17 protein-coding genes and 1 pseudogene are annotated in these 24229 nt (G+C 71.3%); 9 read left to right on the top strand and 9 right to left on the bottom strand.

Going from position 1 to position 24229, the window contains the following annotated elements:
• Positions 1 to 10: 10 nt before the first annotated feature.
• The gene (locus HDC93_RS17400; protein WP_185011823.1) at positions 11 to 1201 is read right to left on the bottom strand and encodes a glycosyltransferase; all 1191 of its coding nucleotides are present in this window, start codon (positions 1199 to 1201) and stop codon (positions 11 to 13) included.
• A 39-nt stretch (positions 1202 to 1240) separates the two neighbouring features.
• On the opposite strand from HDC93_RS17400, the gene HDC93_RS17395 reads away from it, so the two are divergent.
• Positions 1241 to 2026: a glutamate racemase gene (locus tag HDC93_RS17395; protein ID WP_185011821.1), complete on the top strand. Its 786-nt coding sequence runs from the start codon at positions 1241 to 1243 to the stop codon at positions 2024 to 2026.
• 113 nt (positions 2027 to 2139) lie between these two features.
• Entirely contained in the window at positions 2140 to 2694 is a 555-nt protein-coding gene (locus HDC93_RS17390) for a hypothetical protein (protein WP_185011819.1), read from the top strand.
• 116 nt (positions 2695 to 2810) lie between these two features.
• Here HDC93_RS17390 and HDC93_RS17385 read toward each other — a convergent pair whose 3' ends face one another.
• Complete coding sequence (locus HDC93_RS17385; RefSeq protein WP_185011817.1) at positions 2811 to 3884, bottom strand: O-antigen ligase; 1074 nt, start codon at positions 3882 to 3884, stop codon at positions 2811 to 2813.
• 218 nt (positions 3885 to 4102) lie between these two features.
• On the opposite strand from HDC93_RS17385, the gene lnt reads away from it, so the two are divergent.
• The 4 genes from lnt to HDC93_RS17365 all read left to right on the top strand — a co-directional run bounded on the left by lnt (position 4103) and on the right by HDC93_RS17365 (position 9103).
• On the top strand, positions 4103 to 5725 hold the full coding sequence (lnt, locus tag HDC93_RS17380) for an apolipoprotein N-acyltransferase (protein ID WP_185011815.1): 1623 nt from the start codon (positions 4103 to 4105) through the stop codon (positions 5723 to 5725).
• Positions 5726 to 5787: 62 nt separating this feature from the next.
• Positions 5788 to 6267 carry an NUDIX domain-containing protein gene (locus tag HDC93_RS17375; protein ID WP_185011813.1) on the top strand — a complete coding sequence of 160 codons (480 nt, stop codon included), beginning with the start codon at positions 5788 to 5790 and terminating at the stop codon, positions 6265 to 6267.
• 54 nt (positions 6268 to 6321) lie between these two features.
• Positions 6322 to 7122 carry a 3-hydroxybutyrate dehydrogenase gene (locus HDC93_RS17370; protein WP_185011811.1) on the top strand — a complete coding sequence of 267 codons (801 nt, stop codon included), beginning with the start codon at positions 6322 to 6324 and terminating at the stop codon, positions 7120 to 7122.
• 76 nt (positions 7123 to 7198) lie between these two features.
• Positions 7199 to 9103 (top strand): GAF domain-containing protein, encoded by a 1905-nt coding sequence (locus HDC93_RS17365; RefSeq protein WP_185011809.1) that lies wholly within the window; start codon positions 7199 to 7201, stop codon positions 9101 to 9103.
• A 51-nt stretch (positions 9104 to 9154) separates the two neighbouring features.
• Here HDC93_RS17365 and HDC93_RS17360 read toward each other — a convergent pair whose 3' ends face one another.
• The 3 genes from HDC93_RS17360 to HDC93_RS17350 all read right to left on the bottom strand — a co-directional run bounded on the left by HDC93_RS17360 (position 9155) and on the right by HDC93_RS17350 (position 13692).
• Entirely contained in the window at positions 9155 to 10546 is a 1392-nt protein-coding gene (locus tag HDC93_RS17360) for an MFS transporter (RefSeq protein ID WP_185011807.1), read from the bottom strand.
• Positions 10547 to 10797: 251 nt separating this feature from the next.
• On the bottom strand, positions 10798 to 11763 hold the full coding sequence (locus HDC93_RS17355; protein WP_185011805.1) for a glycoside hydrolase family 6 protein: 966 nt from the start codon (positions 11761 to 11763) through the stop codon (positions 10798 to 10800).
• Between the two features lie 459 nt (positions 11764 to 12222).
• Positions 12223 to 13692, bottom strand: coding sequence for a non-reducing end alpha-L-arabinofuranosidase family hydrolase (locus tag HDC93_RS17350; protein ID WP_185011803.1), 1470 nt, complete (start codon positions 13690 to 13692; stop codon positions 12223 to 12225).
• Positions 13693 to 14025: 333 nt separating this feature from the next.
• On the opposite strand from HDC93_RS17350, the gene HDC93_RS17345 reads away from it, so the two are divergent.
• Together HDC93_RS17345 and HDC93_RS17340 are read left to right on the top strand one after the other, a co-directional pair.
• Positions 14026 to 15456: an endo-1,4-beta-xylanase gene (locus tag HDC93_RS17345; protein WP_185011802.1), complete on the top strand. Its 1431-nt coding sequence runs from the start codon at positions 14026 to 14028 to the stop codon at positions 15454 to 15456.
• Positions 15457 to 15556: 100 nt separating this feature from the next.
• Positions 15557 to 16864 (top strand): RICIN domain-containing protein, encoded by a 1308-nt coding sequence (locus HDC93_RS17340; protein WP_185011994.1) that lies wholly within the window; start codon positions 15557 to 15559, stop codon positions 16862 to 16864.
• A 104-nt stretch (positions 16865 to 16968) separates the two neighbouring features.
• Here HDC93_RS17340 and HDC93_RS17335 read toward each other — a convergent pair.
• The 4 genes and pseudogenes from HDC93_RS17335 to HDC93_RS17320 all read right to left on the bottom strand — a co-directional run.
• Positions 16969 to 17370, bottom strand: a pseudogene (locus HDC93_RS17335) (ATP-binding protein); the annotation flags it as partial.
• A 244-nt stretch (positions 17371 to 17614) separates the two neighbouring features.
• Positions 17615 to 19339, bottom strand: a complete 1725-nt coding sequence (locus HDC93_RS17330; RefSeq protein WP_185011799.1) for an acyl-CoA dehydrogenase family protein — start codon at positions 19337 to 19339, stop codon at positions 17615 to 17617.
• A 92-nt stretch (positions 19340 to 19431) separates the two neighbouring features.
• Positions 19432 to 20004: a PadR family transcriptional regulator gene (locus HDC93_RS17325; RefSeq protein WP_185011797.1), complete on the bottom strand. Its 573-nt coding sequence runs from the start codon at positions 20002 to 20004 to the stop codon at positions 19432 to 19434.
• A gap of 160 nt (positions 20005 to 20164) precedes the next feature.
• Entirely contained in the window at positions 20165 to 22906 is a 2742-nt protein-coding gene (locus HDC93_RS17320; RefSeq protein ID WP_185011795.1) for a SpoIIE family protein phosphatase/ATP-binding protein, read from the bottom strand.
• Between the two features lie 201 nt (positions 22907 to 23107).
• Between HDC93_RS17320 and HDC93_RS17315 the strand changes: the two genes are divergently transcribed.
• Positions 23108 to 24220: a PP2C family protein-serine/threonine phosphatase gene (locus HDC93_RS17315; RefSeq protein ID WP_185011793.1), complete on the top strand. Its 1113-nt coding sequence runs from the start codon at positions 23108 to 23110 to the stop codon at positions 24218 to 24220.
• The last annotated feature ends 9 nt before the right edge of the window (positions 24221 to 24229 follow it).

Genomic DNA, 24229 nt, shown 5'->3' with positions numbered 1-24229 from the left:
GCCAAGGCCGTCAGCCCTCGTCGGGCACGGCGTCCGGGCGCGCGTAGGTGCGGCCCTTCCAGGCCGCACCCCGCCCCCGGTGGTGCTGCACCGCGGAATCCACCGTCATGAGCAGATAGAGGAACGCGGTGAACGGCAGCAGAGGGGCGAGCCACAGCGGCTGCCGGTAGTAGCGGAGCATCGGGAGGTACGTCCCCGCCATGATCAGCCACGCGAGACCCCCGAGCACCGCGGCCGGCGCACGGCCGGTGGCGAGGCCCGCCAGGACCGCCACCGGCGGGACCAGATACACCAGCGCCAGCCCGGCGACCGTACCGGTCAGCAGCAGGACGTTGTGCCGGAGCTGGGCGTAGGCGCTGCGCGACACCATGCGCCACAGGTCGTGCAGCCGTGGATACGGTCGCACGCTGTCCACCCGCTCGGCGAGCCCCAGCCAGACGCGCCCGCCACCGTGTTTGACGGCCCGGGCGAGCGCCACGTCGTCGATCACGGCGTGCCGGATCGCGTCCGGGATCCGCGCCCGCTCGACGGCCTCCGCCCGCAGCAGGACACATCCCCCGGCCGCGGCCGCCGTCCGCCCCGGCCCGGCGATCCGGCGGAAGGGGTAGAGCTGCGCGAAGAAGTAGACGAACGCCGGCACGACGAGCCGTTCCCAGACGCTCGCCACCCGCAGCCGGGCCATCTGGGAGACGACGTCGAACCCACCGGAACGGGCCGCCGCCACCAGCTCGCGCAGACTGTCCGGCGCGTGCGCGATGTCGGCGTCCGTGAGGAGGAGGTACTCGGGCTCACGCGCGCGTGCCAGTGCGATGCCGTGCCGCACCGCCCACAGCTTGCCGGCCCAGCCGGCCGGGGGCTCGCCCGGCGAACCCACGGTCAGCGGCAGCCCGCCGTGCCGGCGCGCCAGCTCACGCGCCAGATCACCGGTGCCGTCCGAACTGCCGTCGTCGACGAGGAAGACCTCCGCCCGCCCCGGATAGTCCTGCGCGAGCAGCGACGGCAGCGCGGCGGGCAGCACGGCCGCCTCGTCACGGGCGGGGACGACGACGCACACGGACGGCCACGCCCCGGGCTCCGCGCGTGAAGGCAGCCGCACATCGGTGCGCCAGAAGAAGCCCTGACAGAGCAGCAGCCACAGCCAGGCGAGCAGTGATCCAGCGGCAGTCCACACAACAGCGCTCACGCGCGCAGTCTGCACCACCCGGACTGTCCGGGACGGCTCATCGTCTATCGTGATCGGGTGAAGATCGCGCTCATGGACTCCGGAATCGGTCTGCTGGCGGCCACCGCCGCGGTTCGGCGGCTGCGCCCCGACGCCGATCTCGTGCTCTCCCTGGACCCCGACGGCATGCCCTGGGGCCCGCGTACCTCGCAGGACCTCACCGAGCGCGCCCTGGCCGTCGCCGAGGCCGCCGCCGCGCGCCGCCCCGGGGCCCTGATCGTCGGCTGCAACACCGCGACCGTGCACGCCCTCACCGCCCTGCGCGCCCGCCTCGAACCGGACATCCCGGTCATCGGCACAGTTCCCGCGATCAAGCCGGCCGCGGCCGGCGGCGGGCACCTCGCCATCTGGGCCACCCCCGCCACCACCGGCAGCCCCTATCAGCAGGGCCTGATCCGGGATTTCGCCGGCGGTGTGCCCGTCACCGAGGTGCCGTGCTGGGGTCTCGCCGAGGCCGTGGAGCACGCGGACGAGGCGGCGATCGAGGCGGCGGTGTCCGCGGCCGCCGCCCTCACCCCGGACGACGTGACCACCGTCGTCCTCGGCTGCACCCACTACGAGCTGGTCGCCGAGCGCATCCGGACCGCCGTCCAGCGCCCCGACCGTGCGCCCCTCGTGCTGCACGGCTCCGCGGGAGCCGTGGCCGCCCAGGCCCTGCGCCGGCTCGGCGAGCAGCCCGCGCCGGGAGCCACCCCGCACGGCACGCTCACCGTGCTGCTCAGCGGACGCGAGGGCACGCTGCCCGCCCCTGCCCTGGCGTACGCCGAAGGGCGTCTGCTGCAGGCGGTCACGCCCGCCCGCTGACCGCAACCCGTCACCGACGGTCACCCGCCGACCGGATCGGTGTGACGCCCACCCGGCGCAGTCACGCTCCGCCACGGGGTACCCGCGGAGCGAATCCTGAGTACCCTCAAGGCATGAGGGACCACCGCCACGGCGAGAACGCTCCACACCCGCACACGGATGTGTGGACCGGCCGTGCCACGAACCGGGTGCAGTGGCTGCTGGCGCTCGTGGGCGCCGCCTGCATGGCGCTCGGCATCGGGCTCGCCGTCGACTCCGCGTGGACGTCCGGCATCGCCCCGCTGGTCATGGCCGTCGTCGGGTGCATCGCCGCCGGACTGCTGGTCCTCTTCGGAACGCTCGCGTTCGTGCACGTCGCCCTGCGGGTCGACGAGGAGCACCTCGAGGTGCGCTGCGGCCACATCGGCGTTCCCCGCCGCCGTATCCCGCTCTCCAGCGTGGTCGGCGCCACGTACATCTCCCATGTCACCCCCCGCCACTGGGGTGGCTGGGGCTACCGCTGGCGGCCCGAGAAGGGCACCGCGGTGGTGGTGCGACGCGGTGAAGGTGTCGAGCTGGAGCTGTGGGACGGGCACACCTTCACGATCACCGTGGACGACGCGGAGGCGGCCGTACGGGTGATCGAGGCGCGGCTGCGGCCCACAAGGCCGGGCGCTCCCGCGCACTGAATCACCGGCTGTTCATCACCGCCTGTGATCGACGCCGGTGATCACTGGCTGTGATCACCGGCTGGCCCGTGGCCCGTGGCCTGTGGCCTGTGGCCGGGCACCGGGCATCCGACCGGTCACCGCGCCACAGTGCGCCCCGCGCCGCGTGCCCGCGGGTCCGGAGTGCGGCCCGCCGGTTCGTCGGCGAGGGGGCGTGCTGTGGCCACCCCCGCCAGCAGGCCCGCCCCCACCGACACCGCCGTGAAGCTCAGTGCGTTGCCGATGGCGGCGATGGCGGCGAGCGCGGTCAGGGTCGCGCCCGCGGTGAGCGCCACCGGGGTCGGGCGCGGGCCGCGCCACAGCGCGTACAGGACCCAGCCGAACGCCGCCGCCAGCAGGGCCACCCCGACGATCCCCTGTTCCGCCGCCTGTTGCAGGGGCGCCGAGTGCGGCTTGCCGTCGGACAGCAGCGACTGGGCGGACGTCGCGCTCAGTTCCCCGAACCGGCCCGGGCCCGCCCCCAGCGCGGTGTCGTCGCCGAGCAGACGCCATGCGTCGTGCCACAACTGCACCCGGTGCGGCGTCAGCCGCCCCTCCAGAGCCGCCACGAGCCCGCCCGGTACGGCCCGCGCGGCGACCGCCCAGATCAGACCGGTCACCAGGGCGGCGACCGCGGCCAGTGCGGCCATGGCGGCGCCGCGATGACGGGTGCGGCCTGCGGTCAGCGAGCACACCAGCACCGCGAGACAGGCCACGAGGCCGCTGGTCGAGCCGAGCAGGGCCGCCAGTAGCGCGGTCCCCGCGGCCAGCAGGCGCAGGGCGAGGCGAACGGCCGCAACCGGCGCGGCCCAGGCCGCACAGCACGCGGCCCCGGCCGACAACGTCAGTACGGCCGCGGTGGCTCCGGCATGCCCGAGAGGCGCGGCGATCTGCGGGCCCGGAGCCAGGTGCGGAACGGCCACGGTCAGGGCGATGCCCGCCAGCGCCCCGGCGAAGGGCGCGCCGACCGGCAGCAGCGCCCCGCCGATCCGCCCGGCGGCGTACCCGGCGGCCACCGCCAGCACCGCCAGGAGAACCCCCTCCGGCCTGCCCTCGTGCACGGCCGCCGTGATCAGGGACCAAGCGGCGCACGCGCCCAGCACCACGACCCCCGCAGCGTCAGAAACGATTCGTCTCTCGCCGTCCGCGTCCGATCCGGACGCGGACGTCATCCCGCTGGAACCCACCCCGCCCGCCCCCCCCGGCGCACCCAAAGCCCCCGACCTGTGAAGACCCCGGCCGCACCGGCCGCCACGGGCCGTACGACTGAGGCTTGGCACACCGTAACGGCTTGTGGACGGTTTGAGGATGTGTCGTGACGAAAGGAACAGGACGTCCGTCACGCCCACCGCGCTGTCGGCCCCAAGGTCACGCGCCTTACACTCCGGGAGTGACCGTCACCGCAACGTCCGCCGGCGAATCGGACCAGCTGGAGCCGCGGATCGCGCCCGTGGCGCGGACGTGGGCCCGGCGGCTCGTACGTCTCGTCCCGGCCGCCGCAGCCGCGCTCTGCGGCCTGCTCCTCTATGTCTCCTTCCCGCCCCGCACGCTGTGGTGGCTGGCCCTGCCGGCCTTCGCCGTCTTCGGCTGGGTGCTGCGCGGCCGCGGCTGGAAGGCGGCACTCGGGCTCGGCTACCTCTTCGGCCTCGGCTTCCTGCTGCCGCTGCTGGTGTGGACCGGAGTGGAGGTGGGACCGGGGCCCTGGCTCGCCCTGGTGGCGATCGAGGCTCTCTTCGTCGCCGCGGTCGGCGCCGGGGTCGCGGCCGTGTCGAAGCTGCCCGGCTGGCCGGTGTGGGCGGCAGCCGTGTGGATCGCCGGCGAGGCGGCACGCGCGCGTGCACCCTTCAACGGCTTCCCCTGGGGAAAGATCGCGTTCGGCCAGGCGGACGGTGTGTTCCTGCCGCTCGCCGCGGTGGGCGGCACCCCGGTGCTCGGCTTCGCGGTCGTCCTGTGCGGCTTCGGGATGTACGAGGTCGTCCGGCTCGCCGTGCGGTGGCGGCGGACCGGTGAGGTCCGGCGCGGCGCGGCGGCCATGGGCCTGCTGAGCCTCGCCGCCCCCGTCGTGGGCGCCGTCGCGGCCCGGCCGCTGGTCAGCGACACGGCCGAGGACGGCCGTGCCACCGTCGCGGTGATCCAGGGCAACGTGCCCCGCGCCGGCCTCGACTTCAACTCCCAGCGCCGGGCCGTACTCGACTACCACGCGCGCGAGACCGAGCGGCTGGCCGCCGAGGTCAAGGCCGGCAAGGTCGCGCGGCCCGACTTCGTGCTGTGGCCGGAGAACTCCTCCGACATCGATCCCTTCGCCAACCCCGACGCCCGCGCCGTCATCGACACGGCCGCCGAGTCCATCGGCGCGCCCATCTCGGTCGGCGGCGTCGTCGAACGGGACGGCAAGCTGTACAACGAGCAGATTCTGTGGGACCCGGCGAAGGGTCCCGTCGACACCTACGACAAGCGCCAGATCCAGCCCTTCGGCGAGTACCTGCCGCTGCGCTCGCTCATCGGCGCGATCAACGAGAACTGGACGGCGATGGTCCGCCAGGACTTCAGCCGGGGCACCAAGCCGGGCGTGTTCACCATGGACGGCGCCAAGGTCGGCCTCGTCACCTGCTACGAGGCCGCCTTCGACTGGACCGTGCGCTCCGAGGTCACCGACGGCGCCCAGCTGATCTCCGTGCCCAGCAACAACGCCACCTTCGACCGCAGCGAGATGACCTACCAGCAGCTCGCCATGTCCCGCGTGCGGGCGGTCGAGCACAGCCGGACCGTGACGGTGCCGGTGACCAGCGGAGTCAGCGCGATCATCATGCCGGACGGCAGGATCACCCAGAAGACCGGCATGTTCGTGGCCGACTCCCTGGTGCAGAAGGTGCCGCTGCGGTCCTCGCAGACCCCCGCCACCCGACTCGGCATCCTGCCGGAGATCGCCCTCGTGCTGGTCGCGGCCGGCGGACTCGGCTGGGCCGTCGGCGCCGGGCTGCGCGGACGACGCGCCGGTGACGCGCAGCCGTAAGCCGTCCGCACGCAGCCTGAATCGCGCCAGGGCGCCGGAAGCGGCCCATTAGGGTCGACGGCATGGCTACTCCCGACTTCATCCGCACGCTCCGTGCCTCGGCCGGTCATCAGCTGCTCTGGCTCCCCGGGGTCACCGCCCTCGTCTTCGACGACGCGGGCAGAATGCTGCTCAACCGCCGCGCCGACAGCGGCAGGTGGTCCGTGCTCGGCGGCATCCCGGACCCGGGGGAGCAGCCCGCGGCCTGCGCGGTGCGGGAGGTCTACGAGGAGACGGCCGTACGGTGCGTCGCCGAACGGGTCGTCCTCGTCGAGGCCCTGCGGCCCGTCACGTACGAGAACGGCGACACCTGCCAGTACATGGACATCACCTTCCGCTGCCGTGCCGTCGGCGGTGAGGCGAAGGTCAACGACGACGAGTCGCTGGACGTGGCCTGGTTCGACGTCGACGCGCTGCCCGAGCTCAACGAGTTCGGCCTGCTCCGGATCAAGCAGGCCCTGTCGAACGACCCCACATGGTTCGACCCCACTGCCTCCGGTTGAACTATGGGGCGTGACCACATGGGGTGGGGTAGGGGCGCTGCCTAGGGTCGAACCATGACCGCGCCCCGTGCCCTCCCGGCCCCCCACGCCTCCCCGCTCGACCTGGGCGGCCGCACCGCACTCGTCACCGGCGCCGCCGGTGGCATCGGCCGTGCCTGTGCGCTGCGGCTCGCTGCCGCCGGGGCCAAGGTCAGAGCCGTCGACCGGGACGCCTCGGGCCTGGAGGCACTGGCCGACCAGGGGCGCGGCCTCGCCGGCACGGTGGAGCCGCACGTCCTCGACCTCACCGACCTGGACGCCGCCGAACTCGCCGCCGCGGGCACCGACGTCCTCGTCAACAACGCCGGACTCCAACTGGTGCGCCCCATCGAGGAATTCCCGCCCGAGGTGTTCCACACGGTGCTCACCGTGATGCTGGAGGCACCGTTCCGGCTCATCCGCGGGGCCCTGCCCCACATGTACGGGCAGGGGTGGGGCCGCGTCGTGAACGTGTCGTCCGTCCACGGGCTTCGCGCCTCTGCCTACAAGTCCGCCTATGTGGCCGCCAAACACGGTCTGGAGGGACTGTCCAAGACCACCGCCCTCGAAGGCGCTCCCCACGGTGTCACCTCGAACTGTGTGAACCCCGCCTATGTGCGCACCCCCCTGGTCGAGAAGCAGCTCACCGACCAGGCGCAGGCGCACGGCATCCCCGAGGAGCGGGTGCTGTCCGAGGTGCTGCTGCAGGACAGCGCCGTCAAACGGCTGATCGAGCCGGAGGAGGTCGCCGAGGCGGTGGTCTACCTGTGCAGTCCGCAGGCCTCCTTCGTGACCGGTACCTCGCTCGTGCTCGACGGTGGCTGGACCGCCCACTGAGCAGCCGCTTCCGACCGCCCGGGGGAGTTGTCCACAGGGCTGACGGGAGCGGCCGGTCATGGTGAATCCTGTGAGCATGTCCAGCGATCACGTGCAGTCCGCCGAAATGCCGTTCCTCGAGCTCCTGGCCCGGGGCGCGTCGGCCGACGCCTATGAGCAGCCGGAGCTGCTCGCGCGTGCCGAAGGGCGCCCGGCGGAATGGATCGCCGCGCTCCGGCAGGCCAAGCCGCTCGCCCTGCGCGTGCGCGCCGAGCTGGAGGGGCGACGCCGGCGCGAGGCCGAGCTGTCCGCGCTGTTCGAGACCGCCCACGACCTCGCCGGGCTGCGCGACCTCGACGCCGTACTCCAGGCGATCGTGCAGCGCGCCCGCTCGCTGCTGGGCACCGACGTCGCCTACCTCAGCCTGAACGACACCGAGCGCGGCGACACCTACATGCGGGTCACCGAGGGTTCCGTCGCGGCCCGGTTCCAGCAGCTGCGGCTCGGCATGGGTGAGGGTCTGGGCGGCCTGGTCGCCCAGACCGCGCGCCCCTATGTCACCGACGACTACTTCAAGGACGACCGCTTCCAGCACACGCTCACCATCGACGCGGGCGTGCGGGACGAGGGGCTGGTGGCCATCCTCGGTGTGCCGCTGACGCTCGGGCACCACGTCATCGGCGTGCTGTTCGCCGCGGACCGCCGCGCCCGGGTCTTCGAGCGGGAGCAGATCGCCCTGCTCGGCTCCTTCGCCGCCCTCGCCGCGGCCGCCATCGACACCGCCAACCTGCTCGCCGAGACCCGGTCGGCCCTCGCCGGCCTGGAGCGGGCGAACGAGATCATCCGCGACCGCAGCGGCGTCATCGAGCGCGCCTCCGACGTGCACGACCGGCTCGCCGAACTCGTCCTGCGCGGCGGAGGCGTGCACGACGTGGCCGCCGCGGTCTCCGAGATCCTCGACGGCACGGTGGAGTTCGCCGAGGCCGCCGCCGCGCCCGCCGGCGCCCTGGAGAAGTCCGGCGCTGAGGGGCACGCGGTGCTGCACGAGGACGACTGGATCGCCGCCGTCGCCGCAGGCGGCGAACCGCTCGGCGCACTGGTCCTGCGCGGGCACCCGGGGCTCGACCCCGTCGACCAGCGCACCCTGGAGCGCGCCGCCATGGTCACCTCCCTGCTGCTCCTGGCCCGCAGATCCGCCGCCGAGGCCGAACAACGGGTGCGCGGCGAGCTGCTGGACGACCTGCTGGACGCCCGCGACCGCGACCCGCGCCTGCTGCGGGAGCGCGCCGCCCGGCTGCACGCCGACCTGGACGCGCTCCATGTGGTGCTGGCCGCGCGGCTGGAGGGCACCGCGGCCGACGCCGACCAGGAGGCGGACGCCCGCAGACGCCTGGCAGCGGCGGCGTCCCACCTGGCCGCGACGCGGCACGGCCTGGCCGCCGCGCGCGACGGGGGCACCGTCCTGCTGCTGCCCCTCGGCCCCGGCGACACGGCGACCGGCCTGGCCCGGCGCGCAGCCCGGCATCTGGGCACGGCGGTCCACGCACCGGTCACCGTCGGCGCTTCCGCACCCGCCGAGGACCTCGCCACTCGCCCCGAGACCGTGGCCACGGCCTACGCGGAGGCCCGCCGCTGCCTCGAAGCCCTGCGCGTCCTCGGCCGTGCCGGGGACGGGGCCGCAGCCGAGGACTTCGGCTTCCTCGGACTGCTCCTGGCCGGCGATCGGGACATCCCGGGCTTCGTCGACCGCACCATCGGCCAGGTCGTCGCCTACGACCGGCGGCGTGGCACGGAACTGCTGCGCACTCTCGACGCGTACTTCGCCTGCGGCATGAGCCCCGCCCGCACCAAGGACGAACTGCACGTCCATGTGAACACGGTCGCCCAGCGCCTGGAGCGCGTCGGCCGTCTCCTCGGCGACGACTGGCAGAGCCCGGCCCGGGCCCTGGAGATCCAGCTCGCGCTGCGCCTGCACCAGTTGTCCGCCCGGGCACAGCACTGACCCCCGTACGCAGCCTGCGTACGGGGGCCGGAGTTCACCGCTCCCGGCGGGTCAGGCGGTGCGGGCGTCCTCCGGGGCGGTGGCCGTCCGGTCCGCGCCCTGTCCGGAGGGAACCGCGACGTCGGCCAGGTCCCGGTTGCGCGTCTCCTTGGCCGCCGCCACCGCGATGACCGTGAGCACGGCGGCGGCGATGACGTACAGGGCGATCGGTGTGGAGCTGCCGTAGTCGGAGAGCAGCGCGGTGGCGATCAGCGGTGCGGGCGCGCCCGCCGCGACCGAGGCGAACTGTGCGCCGATCGACGCACCGGAGTAGCGCATGCGCGTCGCGAACATCTCGGAGAAGAACGCGGCCTGGGGCGCGTACATGGCCCCGTGCAGGACCAGTCCGACCGTCACGGCGAGGATCAGGTTGCCGAAGCCGCCGGTGTCGATGAGCGAGAAGAACGGGAACATCCACAGCCCGACCCCGACCGCACCGATCAGATACACCGGCCGGCGCCCGATCCGGTCTGACAGCGCGCCCCACGCGGGGATCACCGCGAAGTGCACGGCCGAGGCGATCAGCACCGAGTTGAGGGCGGTCTGCTTGGAGACGCCGGCCGAGGTGGTGGCGTAGACGAGGATGAACGCGGTGATCACGTAGTAGCTGATGTTCTCCGCCATGCGCGCGCCCATGGCGACCAGCACGTCACGCCAGTGGTGCCGCAGCACGGAGACGAGCGGCAGCTTCTCGGCCTCCGCCGCGACGTCCGCCTTGCGGGCCTCGGCCTGCGCCAACGCCTCCTTGAACACCGGCGATTCATCGACAGACAGACGAATCCACAAACCGACGATCACGAGCACGCCGGACAGCAGGAACGGGATCCGCCAGCCCCAGCTGCCGAACGCGGCGTCCGACAGCAGGGCCGTGAGCAGCGACAGCACACCGGTGGCGAGGAGCTGCCCCGCCGGCGCGCCGGTCTGCGGCCACGACGCCCAGAACCCGCGCCGCCGGGCGTCCCCGTGCTCCGACACCAGCAGCACGGCGCCGCCCCACTCACCGCCGAGCGCGAACCCCTGGACCAGCCGGAGCACGGTGAGCAGCACCGGCGCGGCCGTCCCGATGGAGGCGTGCGTGGGCAACAGCCCGATGGCGAAGGTGGCCCCGCCCATCAGCAGCAGACTCAGCACCAGCAGCTTCTTGCGTCCGAGCCGGTCACCGTAGTGCCCGAACACCAGCGCGCCCAGCGGCCGGGCGGCGAACCCGACCGCGTACGTCAGGAACGACAGCAGCGTGCCGACGAGCGGGTCGGAGTCCGGGAAGAACAGCTTGTTGAACACGAGCGCGGCGGCGGAGCCGTAGAGGAAGAAGTCGTACCACTCGATGGTGGTGCCGATGAGGCTGGCGGCGACGATGCGCTTGAGGTTGCCCTGGGGTGGGGGAGCGGGTGCTGCGGAGGCCATGGGCGCCACTTCCTCGTGTGCGGTGGGGACGGGTACGTGTTCGCACACGGTAGGAACGTGCAGGTCAGGGGCACATGTGGTGGGACTACATAGTTCGGGACGCGGCTATCCGGCGGGCCACCATGCTGGCTGGGGCGTTGCGGCTCTCGGCGGCTGCCGGTGGCTGCTCTCACGTCAGGGCCGAGGCCGGTCCGCGTCCTTCTCGGTGCGGTCGGCCTCGGCCCGTCCCGGCTCGGGCCGGCGGCTCCGGATCAGTAGCCGTAGATCATCTTGTAGGCGACCTCCGGGAGGAACTGTCCGGCCGAGGAGCCGGCTCCCACGCCGCAGTTGCCGTCGGACTCGCCCGGGACCTTGATCCACAGGAGCATCTCGGCGCCTCCGCCGAGCTGCGAGGGGGTGCCGATGCGGCGGCCCGAAGGGTTGCACCACTGGCCGTTGGAGCCTTTGCCGTTGCGGCTGGTGTCCACGGCGAACGGCTTGGTGTAGCCGTACCGGGCGCCGAGTTCCCTGTTGACGGCGTTGCCGTACGCGGTGTTCTCGGCCGTGGTCAGGTAGTTGGAGACGTTGAGCGAGAAACCGTGTGCCTGCCGGAGACCCGCTTCGTGAAGGCGCTGGGCCATGGTCGCCGCACTGGCCCAGGCCGGGTTGCCCGCGTCGAGGTAGACCCACGTGTTGGGGGCCTGACGGTTGAACTCGGCGAGCGCTCCGGTCAGCATCGTCTCGCGTTCGTCGATCTGGGCCTGGGTCATGCAGCCGTAGTCCCCGAGGGAGTCCGGTTCGAGGACGACGACGGCCGGGCGGCCCGCGATTCCGCCCGCGAACTGGGCGATCCAGTTCGCGTAGGCGGACGGTGAGGAGGCTCCGCCCGCGGAGTGCCCACCGCAGTAGTCGCGGTTGTAGACGTTGTAGGCGACGAGGAGGGGCAGCTTGTCCCGGGCGTCCGCGGCGCCCACGTACGCGCCGGTGGCGGTGCCGATGGTGCCGCTCCAGGAGCCGAACCAGCGGGCCGTCGGGGTGTTGGCGATGGAGGCGTTGATCGCGGCTGCCCGGCCGTCACCGGGGTTGGCGGCGACCCACCGCTTCGCGCTGGAGTCGGGGTCCACGTAGAACCCGCTGGTCATGGTCGTCGGATCGGCCGCGTGGGCGGGCGGCGCGGCGGCGAGCGCCAGCGGCAGCGAGGAGAGTGCTGCCACGAGGGCGAGGAGTCTGCGGCGCATGGCATTACCTCGGCTTTCTGACAGGGATGCGTCCGAAGGTTCGGCGAGGAGGGTGGGGAGCGCTCCCGTCGGAAGTGCTCCTCAAGGCACGGTCGGTCAGCAGGTCGAGTTGGTCCGGGTCAGCGGGTTGGTCCGGGGCAGCGGGCCGGTGACGCCACCCACGACCCGGGCGGCGCTGCCGAGGCCATGTGCAACCACATCACCGGCATCCGGCTGCAGCCACATCACCGGCGCCCGGCCCGTCCGTCGTGGCGCCCCCGGCCGAGCCGGTGCGCCTGGGCCGCCGGTGGTGTCACCGGCGGCACCGCGTTGCGGAGGGGGCCTGCGCCCGGTGAGCGCTGCCCGCCTCCACGCCCCGTCGCCGTATGCGCGCCGACACTGTTGCGTGAGCCTGGCGGGCTCGGCCTTCCCCGAGCCCGCCACGTCCGCTCCGTAGGGAGCCGGACTCGTGTCACGCCGTCAGCGCTGCAGTGTCAGCAGGCCCGGGCGGTAGGGCAGGAGGCCGTAGTCGCCGCCGGAGTCGGGGCTGCGCCCCTGGTAGAGCAACTGCAGCCGGCAGGGGTCGACGGTCATGGTCTGATCGGGGCTGGTGCGGATCAGTTCGCCATGGCTGATGTCGTTGGTCCATGTGGCGCCGCTGTTGGCCTTGCCGGCGAAGGGATTGCTCTCGGTCGCGGCCTGGGGGGTCCACGAGCCGTTCAGACTGGTGGCCGTGAACGAGCGGAAGTAGCGGTGGCCCTGTGCGCCGATCGCCTCGACGATCATGAGGTAGCGGTTCTGGCCCTGCAGCTTGTAGACCTGCGGGGCTTCGAACAGGTTGTTCCTCGTATCGCTCATGACCACGGTCGACGACGACCCGAAGCTGCCCGGGAAGTTTCCGATCGGCATGGCGGCCCGGTAGATCTTGCCGTTGTCACCGGCGAAGAACAGGTACATGTTCGTCCCGTCACCGATGAGCGTCTGGTCGATCGGTCCCGTTCCGGAGTCGGAGATGCTTCCGGAGAAGAGCGTCTGCGGGGACGACCAGCCGTTCGGGTTGGTGGGGTCGCTCGAGGTCCGGTAGGAGAAGGCGGTCCCGCCCCACTGGTAGGCGAGCACCCAGATGTTCTTCGGTGCGAAGTAGAAGAGCGTGGGCGCGACGGTCGAGGTCGACATCTTGTTCTGGCTGGCCGAGGCCATCTCCGACCAGTTGGTGAACAGGCCGAAGTTCATCGAACCCCAACTCGTCCCCGTGTCGTGCGTCGTCGCGTAGACGAGCTGCCTGCCGTTGTAGGGGGCGACGGTGAAGTCCTTGAGCGAGACCCATCCCGCCTTGGGCTGCGCCAGCGCGCCCGTCGAGATCCAGCGGTATGCCGACGGGAGGTCGCAGGAGCCGGGGCCGTCGGCGCCGACCTTGACGAGCTGCCACTGCTGGTTGCTGCCGCCCCAGTCGTCGTACTGGACGACGTTCGCGTTGTCGGCGGTGGATGCGCCTTGCACTTCGAGGGCCTTGTTGCTGTGGCGCGAGACGAGCCTCACGTAGCCGTCCGAGCTGTCGGCCAGTCGCCACTGCTGGTTGGTGGCGTTCAGGTCGGTCCACTGGACGATCGAGCCGCCGTTCGCGGTGGACCAGTTGTGGACGTCCAGGACCTTGCCCGAGTGGCGGGACTCGATGCGGTAGTAGCCGCCCCCGGAATCGACGAACCGCCACTGCTGCTGCTTCTGGTCGTTCCTGGTCCACTGGGTGATGCGGGCGCCGTCGCCGGTCGCCATGTTGTGGACATCCAGAGCCTTGCCGCTATTGCGGTTGACCAGCACATACGAGGCGTTGGGGTCGACGGTCGCCGCGTCGGCGGGCTGGGCACCGAGGAAGGTGACCAAGAGAAGCAAGGGTGCGAGAACGGCGAATAATCGTCTCGGGTGGACCGGGGACGGGTGACTCAACCACATGAGGGGGCCTCTTTTCTCGAAACATTCGAGGAATTCCCGGAAGGTTGATGGCTCAAGTTAGGAACCCGTGGCCCTCTGGTCAAGGCCTGTCGCTGATCTGTCCACAAACAACGGGAGTACCCCGTGGACGGAACTCCGCAAGTTTCGAACGAGGATCGGAAACTTCTTCCGTCCGGAGTGTTGACGATGCATCGTCAATCCCGCAATCTCCGTGCCTGAGGGGCCGGTCGTAGTTCGACATACCGAACCGCGTGTGCTGCACGGCAGATGTACCGGACGACGCTTCCCCCTGAGCTTCAGTCCTTCCGTGATTCCTACCTTGGAGGCACAGCCATGGGCTCGTACGCCCTTCTCAGACCCGTTGTCCGCCAAAAGGCCCGCGGCCTGCTGCTGGCGCTGGTCGCCGGAGTCCTCGGTGTCGTCGCCGTACTGGTCGCGCCGCCCGCCGCACACGCCGCCGAGAGCACACTCGGTGCCGCGGCGGCGCAGAGCGGCCGCTACTTCGGCACCGCCATCGCCTCGGGCAGGCTCGGCGACTCGGCGTACACGACGATCGCGAACCGTGAGTTCAACTCGGTGACGGCCGAGAACGAGATGAAGATCGACGCCACCGAACCGCAGCGGGGCCAGTTCAACTTCACCGCCGGTGACCGCGTCTACAACTGGGCGGTGCAGAACGGCAAGCAGGTACGCGGCCACACCCTGGCCTGGCACTCCCAGCAGCCGGGCTGGATGCAGGCCCTCAGCGGCAGTGCGCTGCGCCAGGCGATGACCGACCACATCAAGGGCGTGATGGCCCACTACAAGGGCAAGATCGCCCAGTGGGACGTCGTGAACGAGGCGTTCGCCGACGGCAGTTCGGGAGCCCGACGCGACTCCAACCTGCAACGCACCGGGAACGACTGGATCGAGGTCGCCTTCCGCACCGCGCGCGCCGCCGACCCGGCCGCCAAGCTCTGCTACAACGACTACAACGTCGAGAACTGGACCTGGGCGAAGACCCAGGCCATGTACGCCATGGTCCGGGACTTCAAGCAGCGCGGAGTGCCGATCGACTGCGTGGGTTTCCAGTCGCACTTCAACAGCGGCAGCCCCTACAACAGCAACTTCCGCACCACCCTGCAGAACTTCGCGGCCCTCGGCGTCGACGTCGCCATCACCGAACTCGACATCCAGGGCGCCTCGGCCACCACCTACGCCGACGTGACCAAGGACTGTCTGGCCGTCCCGCGCTGCCTCGGCATCACCGTCTGGGGTGTGCGCGACAGCGACTCCTGGCGACCGGAGCACACGCCGCTGCTGTTCAACAGCGGCGGCAGCAAGAAGCCCGCCTACACCGCGGTCCTCAACGCGCTCAACGGCGGCACCTCCACGCCCCCTTCGGGCGGCGGAACGATCAAGGGGGTCGGTTCGGGCCGCTGTCTGGACGTGCCCGGCACCAGTACGGCCGACGGCACCCAGCTCCACCTGTGGGACTGCCACAACGGCACCAACCAGCAGTGGACGTACACCGCCGCCGGCGAACTCAGGGTCTACGGCGACAAGTGCCTGGACGCCGCCGGCACCGGCAACGGCTCCAAAGTCCAGATCTACGGCTGCTGGGGCGGTGACAACCAGAAATGGCGCCTCGGCTCCGACGGAACCATCGTCGGCGTCCAGTCCGGCCTCTGCCTCGACGCCGTCGCGAGCGGCACCGCCAACGGCACCCTGATCCAGCTCTACTCCTGCTCCAGCGGCGGCAACCAACGCTGGACGCGCACCTGAGGGGACCTGTCACGGACGAAAGGGTGAATCGATGAAGACCTTTGGTGCGGATCCTCCCGCCCCTTCTCCTGCACAGCGCTGGTGGTCCCGGGTCGCCGCCGTGGTGGCCGCCACCCTCGCGATCGGCATGCTCGCCGCGGTGGATCCGGCGCCCGCGGAGGCCGCGACGGTGGACACCAATGCCTGGTACCTCCTGGTCAATCGCAACAGCGGCAAGACCTTGGAGGTCTCCGGCTCGTCCACCGCCGACGGCGCGCGGGTCGGCCAGTGGACGCGCAACGACGCGGCCAATCAGCAGTGGCAGTTCGTGGACTCCGGCGGCGGCTTCTACCGGCTCAAGGCCCGGCACTCGGGCAAGGTTCTCGACGTGGCCGGCGCCTCGGCCGCAGACGGTGCCGCGATCCAGCAATGGGCCGACCACAACGGGGCCAACCAGCAGTTCCGCCTGGCCGACTCCGACGCGGGCCACGTCCGGCTGATCAACCGCGGCAGCAGCAAGGCGGTGGAGGTTCAGGGCGCCTCCACGGCCGACGGAGGCAACGTCGTCCAGTACGGCGACTGGGGCGGCGCCAACCAGCAGTGGCAGATGATCAAACTGTCGTCCGGCGGCGGGGGCGGAGGCGCCTGCGGCAGGCCCCCCACTCTGGCGAGCGGTACGCACACGATTCAGAGCGGCGGCAAGAGCCGCAGCTTCATCCTCAGGGTTCCCGCCAACTACGACAACAGCCGCCCCTACCGACTGATCTTCGCGTTCCACTGGCGGGGCGGAACCGCCGGCGAGGTCGCCTCCGGCGGCACGAGCGGGAGCGCCTGGTCCTACTACGGCCAACAGGAACAGTCGAGCAACAGCGCGATCCTCGTCGCTCCCCAGGGCCTCGGCAACGGCTGGGCCAACTCCGGCGGTGAGGACGTCACCTTCGTCGACGACATGATCCGGCGCATCGAGGGCGGCCTCTGTGTCAATCCGGCGCAGCGTTTCGCCACGGGATTCAGCTGGGGCGGCGGGATGAGCTACGCACTCGCCTGCAGCCGGGCGAACGTCTTCAGGGCGGTCGCTGTCATATCGGGCGCCCAGATCAGCGGGTGCAGCGGCGGCACCCAGCCCATCGCCTACCTCGGAATCCACGGGATCAGCGACTCCGTGCTCAACATCGGGCAAGGCCGGTCCCTGCGCGACAAGTTCGTCAGCAACAACGGCTGCACCGCCCAGAGCCCGCGCGAGCCCGCGCCGGGCAGCCGAACGCACATCACCACCACCTACTCGGGCTGCCGTACCGGATACCCGGTCCAATGGGCCGCGTTCGACGGAGGCCACATACCCGGCCCGGTCGACGGCTCCTCCGGCGAAAGCGGCGTCACCACCTGGACCAAGGCGGAGATCTGGAGGTTCTTCGCACAGTTCCAGTGACACGTCCGCACCAGGAGTGGAGCGAGGACGATCCTCGCTCCACTCCGTCGACGTAGGCCGTGGGGGGAAGGAGGATCCGGTCGAGGCGCTGTGTCCAGCCGATCTCAGTGCGGCTCAGGCCGGGGGAGGCTCTGCGCGCACCAGATGGTCTTGCCGTCGGTGGTGTGCCGGGTGCCCCACCCATGGGTGAGCTGGGCGACGAGCAACAGGCCCCGGCCGCCCTCGTCGAACGCGCCGGCCCGGCGCAGGTGCGGGGCGGTGTTGCCGGCGTCGAAGACCTCGCAGATCAGGGAGGTGTCGCGAATCAGCCGCAGCCTGATGGGAGGCGCGCCGTATCTGATGGCGTTGGTCACCAGCTCGCTGACCACCAGCTCGGTGACGAACGCCGCCTCCTCCAAACCCCAGGCGTCCACCTGGTCGACGGCGAGCTTCCTGGCGCGTGGCACCTGCGCGGTGTCGGGCTCGACGTCCCGGTCGGCGACGTGGTGGGGATCCAGCGCGTGGGCGGTGCCGACCGCGAAGGCCGCGCGGCACGGCCGTGAGCCGTGTCGGCGCCGCCGTCGGCACCTACCCGCTGCCCGTCGGGCCGGCCGCACCGGCGTCGGTCCCACGATGCTGATCATGGCCATGGTCACTCTGCCGGGCTTCGCGGTCTGCCTCACGCCGGGTCCCGACCCCGGAGCCGGACCCTGGCCGGCCGGTGGCCGGTGGCCGGGCCGCGGCCCGGCCACCGTGATCGGTGTGGTGCTCCTACGGGGCCATCTCGTACGTGCCGGACAGCGCCTCGACCCGCTGCCAGACGCGCTCCGTGCGTGCCACGTCGACGACCGGCCGCCGGACCGACGCCAGCGCCCACTCCTGCTGCTGCTCGGTCGCCGAGTCCTTGCCGTGCAGTTCGACGGCATGGCCTGAGAAGTCCCGTACGAGGACGGCGAAGAGCTCGTCGAGCACGTCCTCGTCGAGTCCGGTCAGGCCGGCCTGCTCCAGGACGAGCTGCCCGTGCACGACGAGCGCGAAGAGCCGGCCGATCGAGAGGACGAGGTCGAGGTCGCGGCTCTGCTCCGCGTCGGGGGCGGCCGCGGCGACGAACTCACAGAGCGCGTCGGCCTGTTCGCGCAGGCGAGCGACGTTGGGCAGATGGGCGTACGCCTCGAAGGCCGGGCGCCAGTCGTGGAAGCGTACCGAGCCGAGGCCCCTGGCCGGTCCCTGCCGGAACAGGAAGTCGTCGTCGGCCGCGTCGAGACGGGGCGGGACACTCGGGTACTCGGCCGGGTCGAGGAGGTGGTTGCGCATGAACTTCAGGATCAGCGCCAGGTTGACGTGGACCGTGCCCTCCAGCTTCGGCAGGCCACGGATCTCCACGGCCGCCTGGCTGAAGTAGTTGTCCTTCTCGAAGCCCTTGGCGGCTATGACGTCCCACATCAGGTCGATGACCTTCTCACCCTCCGTGGTCACCTTCATCTTCGTCATCGGGTTGAAGAGCAGGTAGCGGCGGTCGTCGGGGCCGGCGGAGCGGAAGTAGTCGACGGCGCGGTCGCTGAACAGCTTCATGCCGGCGAGCCTGACGTACGCGTCGGTCAGCTCGCGCCGCACGTGCGGGAAGGCGGTGACGGGGCGGCCGTAGAGGACGCGGTTGTGGGCGTGGGTGACGGCCTCGTACATCGCGTGTTCGCAGATGCCGATCGAGGCGGTGCACAGGTTGAACTTGCCGACGTTGACCGTGTTGAGGGCGGCGTCGAAGGCGGCGCGGCCGGTGTGCAGGACGTCGTCGGACGTCACGGGGTAGTCCTCCAGGCGGAACTCGCTGACGAACTTGGAGGAGTCGACGACGTTCTTGACCAGGTGGTAGTTCGGGTGACGGCTGTCGGCGGCGAAGAACACGTAGCCGTCGGGGCCCTCGACGTCGGTACGGCGGCCGAAGACGGAGACGAGACCGGCGGCGTTGCCGTTGCCGATGTAGTACTTGGAGCCGGTGGCGCGGAAGCCGCCGTCGCGGTCGGGCTCGAGCAGCATGTCGGTGGAGTAGATGTCGGCGCCATGGGCCTTCTCGGACAGGCCGAACGCGAACACCTCTCCCTGCGCGAGGAGTTCCGCGGCGCGGGCGCGGGCAACGGCGTTGTCGCTCTGCCAGACCGGGCCGAGGCCGAGGATGGTGACCTGCCAGGCGTACCAGTAGTCCAGGCCGTAGAAGCCGAGGATCTCGTTGAGCGCGGCGATACGGGCGGTGTCCCACCGCTTGTCCGGCTCCCCCTCCCCGGCACTGGACGACGGCGTCAGGAAGGTGGCGAACAGGCCCTCCTTCGCGGCGAAGGCGAGGAAGTCGCCGAGCCAGGCGCGGGTCCGGTAGTCCTCGATCAGCTGCCGCTTCCCGCGCTCCTCGAACCAGTCCACGGTGCCACGCAGCAGGCGGCGTGTCTCGGGGTCGAAGTGCGCGGGGTCGTACGTGCGCGGGTTGAAGAGCAGATGGTCAGCCATGGAGGACCTCTTTCGGCGGGTGGACGGACGGGAATCGAGAGGTATGGCGCCCGGAGAGGCGGAGCAGTCGCGGCGGGTGCGGTGGAGCGAGGTCAGCGCCCCGGGCCGAAGCGGGCCAGCGTGGCGAGCACGTCGTCCAGCCAGCCGATCATCATCCGCTCGTACGCGATGCCGCCGCGCAGGACGACGTGCTGAAGCTCCCGCTCCGCGTCCGGCGGCGCGTCCGGAGCGGCCGCGCCCGCTTCGGGCCCCGTGAAGTCCCGCTCCTCGCCTGCCAGATAGTGCGCCAGCCGGTCCCGGTGCGCCTGCCGGTGCCGCTCCACCTCGCGGATCAGGGCGGCCGGGTCGTCGAAGGCCGCGCCCCGGATCTTCACCGCCAGATCGTGGCGGACGCTCTCGGGCTCGATCGGATCGTGCAACCACGAGGACAGCGCGGCCCGGCCGAGGTCGGCGACGGAGTACTCCTTCTTGTCCGGCCGTCCTCGCTGCGGGACGTCCCGGGCTTCGACCCAGCCGTCGTTCTCCATGCGCTTCAGTACGCGATAGATCTGCTGGTGGGTCGCGGTCCAGAAGTAGCCGATGGACCGTTCGAAACGCCGGGCCAGCTCATAGCCGGAGCCCGGCTTCTCCAGGAGCGACACCAGGATCGCGTGCTCGAGCGCCATGACGGCGATCGTGCTATGCAACTCGTTGCATAGCAAGTCTCATCCCTGGCGATGCGACGCGGCTCACGCCCGCACGCCCTCCCTCACGCTCAGTGCCGTGATCACCCGGCGCCGGCCGGGAGCGTGGGGCCGAACGCGCCCAAGCGCGCAGCGACCTGACTCACGGGTCGGCCGTCTCGCCTTCCAGGAGTGTGTCCGCGTCCGCCGGACCCGGGACAGGCTGCTGCATGACCTCGGGCAGGGCCTGTTCGGCCCAGATGACCTTGCCCTGCGGGGTGTACCGGGTGCCCCAGCGCTCGGCCATCTGCGACACCAGGAACAGACCCCGGCCTCCTTCGTCGGTCGTCGCGGCGTACCGCAGGTGTGGTGACGTGCTGCTGCCGTCGGCCACTTCGCAGATCAGCGTGCGGTCGCGGATCAGCCGGACGTGGATCGGCCCGGCGCCGTAGCGGATGGCGTTGGTGATGAGCTCGCTGAGGATGAGTTCCATGGCGAAGCCGAACTCCGACAGGCCCCACGCATCGAGGCGTTGCGACACGGCCTCGCGCATTCCGGAGACGGCGGCCGGGTCCGGTGGTACGTCCCAGTCGGCGACCCGGTCGGGCGGCAGTTCCCGCGTGCGGGCGACGAGCAGGGCGACATCGTCCTTGGGACGCCCGGGGAGCAGGTTGTCCAGCACGTCCTGGCAGGTCTCCTCGGGCGGCCGGCCGGGGTGGCCCGTCAGCGCATCGCGCAGCAGTTCCATGCCCACGTCCAGGTCGCGCGTGCGGTCCTCGATGAGGCCGTCGGTGTACAGGACGAGCTGAGTCCCCTCCGCAAGGCACAGCTCCGCGGTCTGGAACGGCATGCCGCCGAGGCCCAGAGGCGGACCGGCCGGCACCTCCGGGAAGGTGACGGACCCGTCCGGGTGGACCAGGGCGGGCACCAGGTGCCCCGCACGTGCCACGACGTAGCGACGCGTCACGGGGTCGTAGATCCCGTACAGACAGGTGGCGCCCACGACACCCGCCGCGGTCTCCGCCGTCTCGTTCTGGTCGATCTTCCCGACCAGATCGTCCAGATGGCTCAGCAGCTCGTCGGGTGGCAGATCCAGCGCGGAGAAGTTGTGGACCGCGGTGCGCAGCCGTCCCATCGTGGCGGCGGCGTGCAGGCCGTGGCCGACCACATCGCCGACGGCCAGTGCCACCCGGCTCCCCGGCATGGGAATCACATCGAACCAGTCCCCGCCCACGCCGGCCTGGGCGGGAAGGTAGCGGTAGGCGATGTCCAGGGCGTTCTGCTCGGGCATCGCCTGCGGCAGCAGGCTCTGCTGGAGGGTGACGGCCAGGGCGTGCTCGCGGGTGTAGCGGCGGGCGTTGTCGATGCTGATCGCGGCACGGGCCACCAGTTCCTCCGCCAGCGACAGGTCCTCCTCGTTGAACGGCTCGTGCTGCCGCCCGCGCCAGAAGCTGGCCATGCCCAGCACGACGCCACGGGCCCGGATCGGGGCGGTGATGAGGGAATGGATGCCGAAGTCGATGATCGCCTGGGCGCGCTCCGGGTCCTGCAGCCGCCAGCCCGTGGCGCTCGGCAGATCGCTCACCAACTGCGAGTGGCCGCTGCCGTAGCCGCGTGCCTGGGGGGTGGAGGGAACGTAGTCGAAGAGCCGGCCCTGTTCGGAGAGCGGGTGGTCGTCCTGGATGCCGCACACGGCCGCGCGTCGCATGTCCGTCGCCGCGGGGGCCGGCTCGTCGCCGTGCAGGACGGTGTCCGCCAGGTCCACGGTGACGAAGTCCGCGAAGCGGGGAACGGGGACCCGCGCCAGTTCGTCGGCGGTGCGCAGCACGTCCAGGGTGGTACCGATGTGGAGCCCGGCGTCGTAGAGGAGCCCGAGCCGCTCCCGTGCCACCTCCGCCCTGCCGGTCACCGCCTGCAGCTCGGTGGAGTCGCGCAGCGTCACCACGGTGTCCCTGGTGCCTCCCCGGTGCTCCGTGGGCCGCTGGTTGATCGCGAGCAGCCGCTCTCCCGCGATGTGCACCTCGTCGGTGGCCTCGCGCCCGGAGGCGAGCAGCGCCCTTGTCTCGGGATGGAGGCCCGGCAATTCCGAAACGAGCCGTCCCTCCGCGTCCGGGGGCAGTTCCAGCAGCCGTCTGGCCTCGTCGTTCGCCAGCATGAGCCGCCCGTCGGCGGCCACGATCAGGACCCCTTCCCGGACGGAGTGGAGCACCGTGTCGTGGTGTTCGTACATCAGGGTCATCTCGTCCGGGGCCAGGCTGTGCGTCTGCCGTCGCAGCCGCCTGCCCGCCAGCGCCGTCACACCGGTGGACAACGCGAGCGCTCCGGCCCCCGCGCCCAGGATGATCGGTAGTTGCCGGTGCAACTGGCCTTCGACGTTCTTGACCTTCATCCCCGCCGAGACGAGGCCCACCACCTCGTCGCCGGCGTTCTTGATCGGGACCGTGGCCTGCACTTCGCGCCCGAGCGGGCCGTCGACGCTCTCCACGAAGACCTTGCCCTCCAGGGACGGCGCGATCTCGCCCACGAACTGTTTTCCGATGCGGTCCGGCAAAGGGTGCGTGTACCGGATGCCGTTGGTGTCCATGACCACGATGAAGTCGACACCGGCGCTCCGGCGGGCCTCCTCGGTGAGCGGCTGGAGAATCCTGCTCGGGTCCGGGGCCCGCAAGGCCGCCAGAACGCCCGGTGAGTGCGCGAAGGTCTGCGCCACGGCTGTGGAGCGGCGTCTGGCCTCGGCGGCGGAGTCCCGCTCCGACTGCAGGATGAGAGCGAAGACGCCGCAGGCCACGAGCAGCACCACGAGGGCCACCTGGAAGATCAACACCTGGCCGGCCACGCTCCGCGTGCTCTTGCTGATCACGCGCTTGACCGAGAGGTGTCGAGGACGGGCGAGGCGATCCGCCATGCGACCTTTCTAACACTGGTGATCCCGAGCGGCCAGGCTCCGGGTGATCCTCGCCCGGTCGGCAACGGGAGTCCGTGGGGGGTCGGGCGTGCCTGTCACGGACTCTGGTTCCTCCGGGCGGGGCTGCCGTTGCAGAGTGCGCGGCGCAAGATTCTCTCCGCGCCTGATGCCGGTTTTGGCCGATATTATGCATTTGTGATCATGTCTGCACGGCTGAGGCACCGTCGCCCCGCCTACAGCGGTCGATGGGAAGCCGCGCGGCTGTCACCCGTGGTCCTGACCGCCCTCATCGCCGTCCTGGCGTTCTCCACGCCCCGGGAGATCGCCTTCAGCCGCCTGCTGCCCGCCGCGCCGGCCCTTGCCGCGGCCATGTGGCCCGTGGTTCCGACGCTGCTGCTGGGGGCGTTCTGTCTGCTGCTGATGATGGTCCTCAGCCTCTTCTACACCGATCTGGGGACGCAGTACACGGCGGCCGCGATCGTCGCGGTCACCTTGGCGGCCGCCTACGGGAGTCATGTCAGACTCCAGCGGGAGGAGGTGCTCTTCCAGCTCCGGCTCGTCGCCGACGCGGCCCAGAAGGTGCTGCTGCGCCCGCTGCCGCGCCGCATCGGGGACCTCGAGATCGAGTCGCTGTATCTGGCGGCCCAGGAGCAGGCCCGGATCGGCGGCGACTTCTACGAAGCACTCGGTACACCGCACGGGGTACGGCTGCTCATCGGGGACGTACGGGGCAAGGGCCTGTCCGCGGTGGGGGTGGCCTCGGCGGTGATCGGCAGCTTCAGGGAGGCGGCGTACGACGAGCCCGACCTGCCGGGCATCATCCATCGCCTGGAAGCCACCGTCACCCGCCACAGCGCCGCGTTTCCCGCTCAGGACCAGCCCGAGCACTTCGCCACCGCTCTCCTGGCCGAGATCCCGCCCGACGGCGGTCGGATCCGGCTTCTCAACTGCGGCCATCCGCCGCCGCTGATCGCGCACGGCGGGAAGGTCCGGGTCCTGGACCCCACCGTCCCCTCCCCGCCCCTCAACCTCGCGTCGCTCATCGGTGACCGCTACTGGGTCGACAGCGTCGCCTTCTCCCCGGGGGACCAGTTGCTGCTCTACACGGACGGCGTATCGGAGACCCGGGATCACTCCGGCCGGTTCTTTCCGCTGCCGGACTGGATGCGGCTGCAGGACCCGGAGCAGCCCCGCGAGCTGCTCGGCGCGCTGCACCGGGATCTGCTCCGGCACAGCGGCGGAAGGCTCGACGACGACATCGCGGCCCTCTCGCTCAGGCGCTCCGACGAGGAGTCCCGGGAGTCGTCGGCGTAGAAGGCCTCG

Origin of the sequence: Streptomyces sp. AK010, assembly GCF_014207295.1 — a bacterium.
GTDB classification, from domain to species: Bacteria; Actinomycetota; Actinomycetes; order Streptomycetales; family Streptomycetaceae; genus Streptomyces; species Streptomyces massasporeus.
Note: the sequence above shows the minus strand (reverse complement) of the source record. Positions and strands in the feature narration are given on the sequence as shown.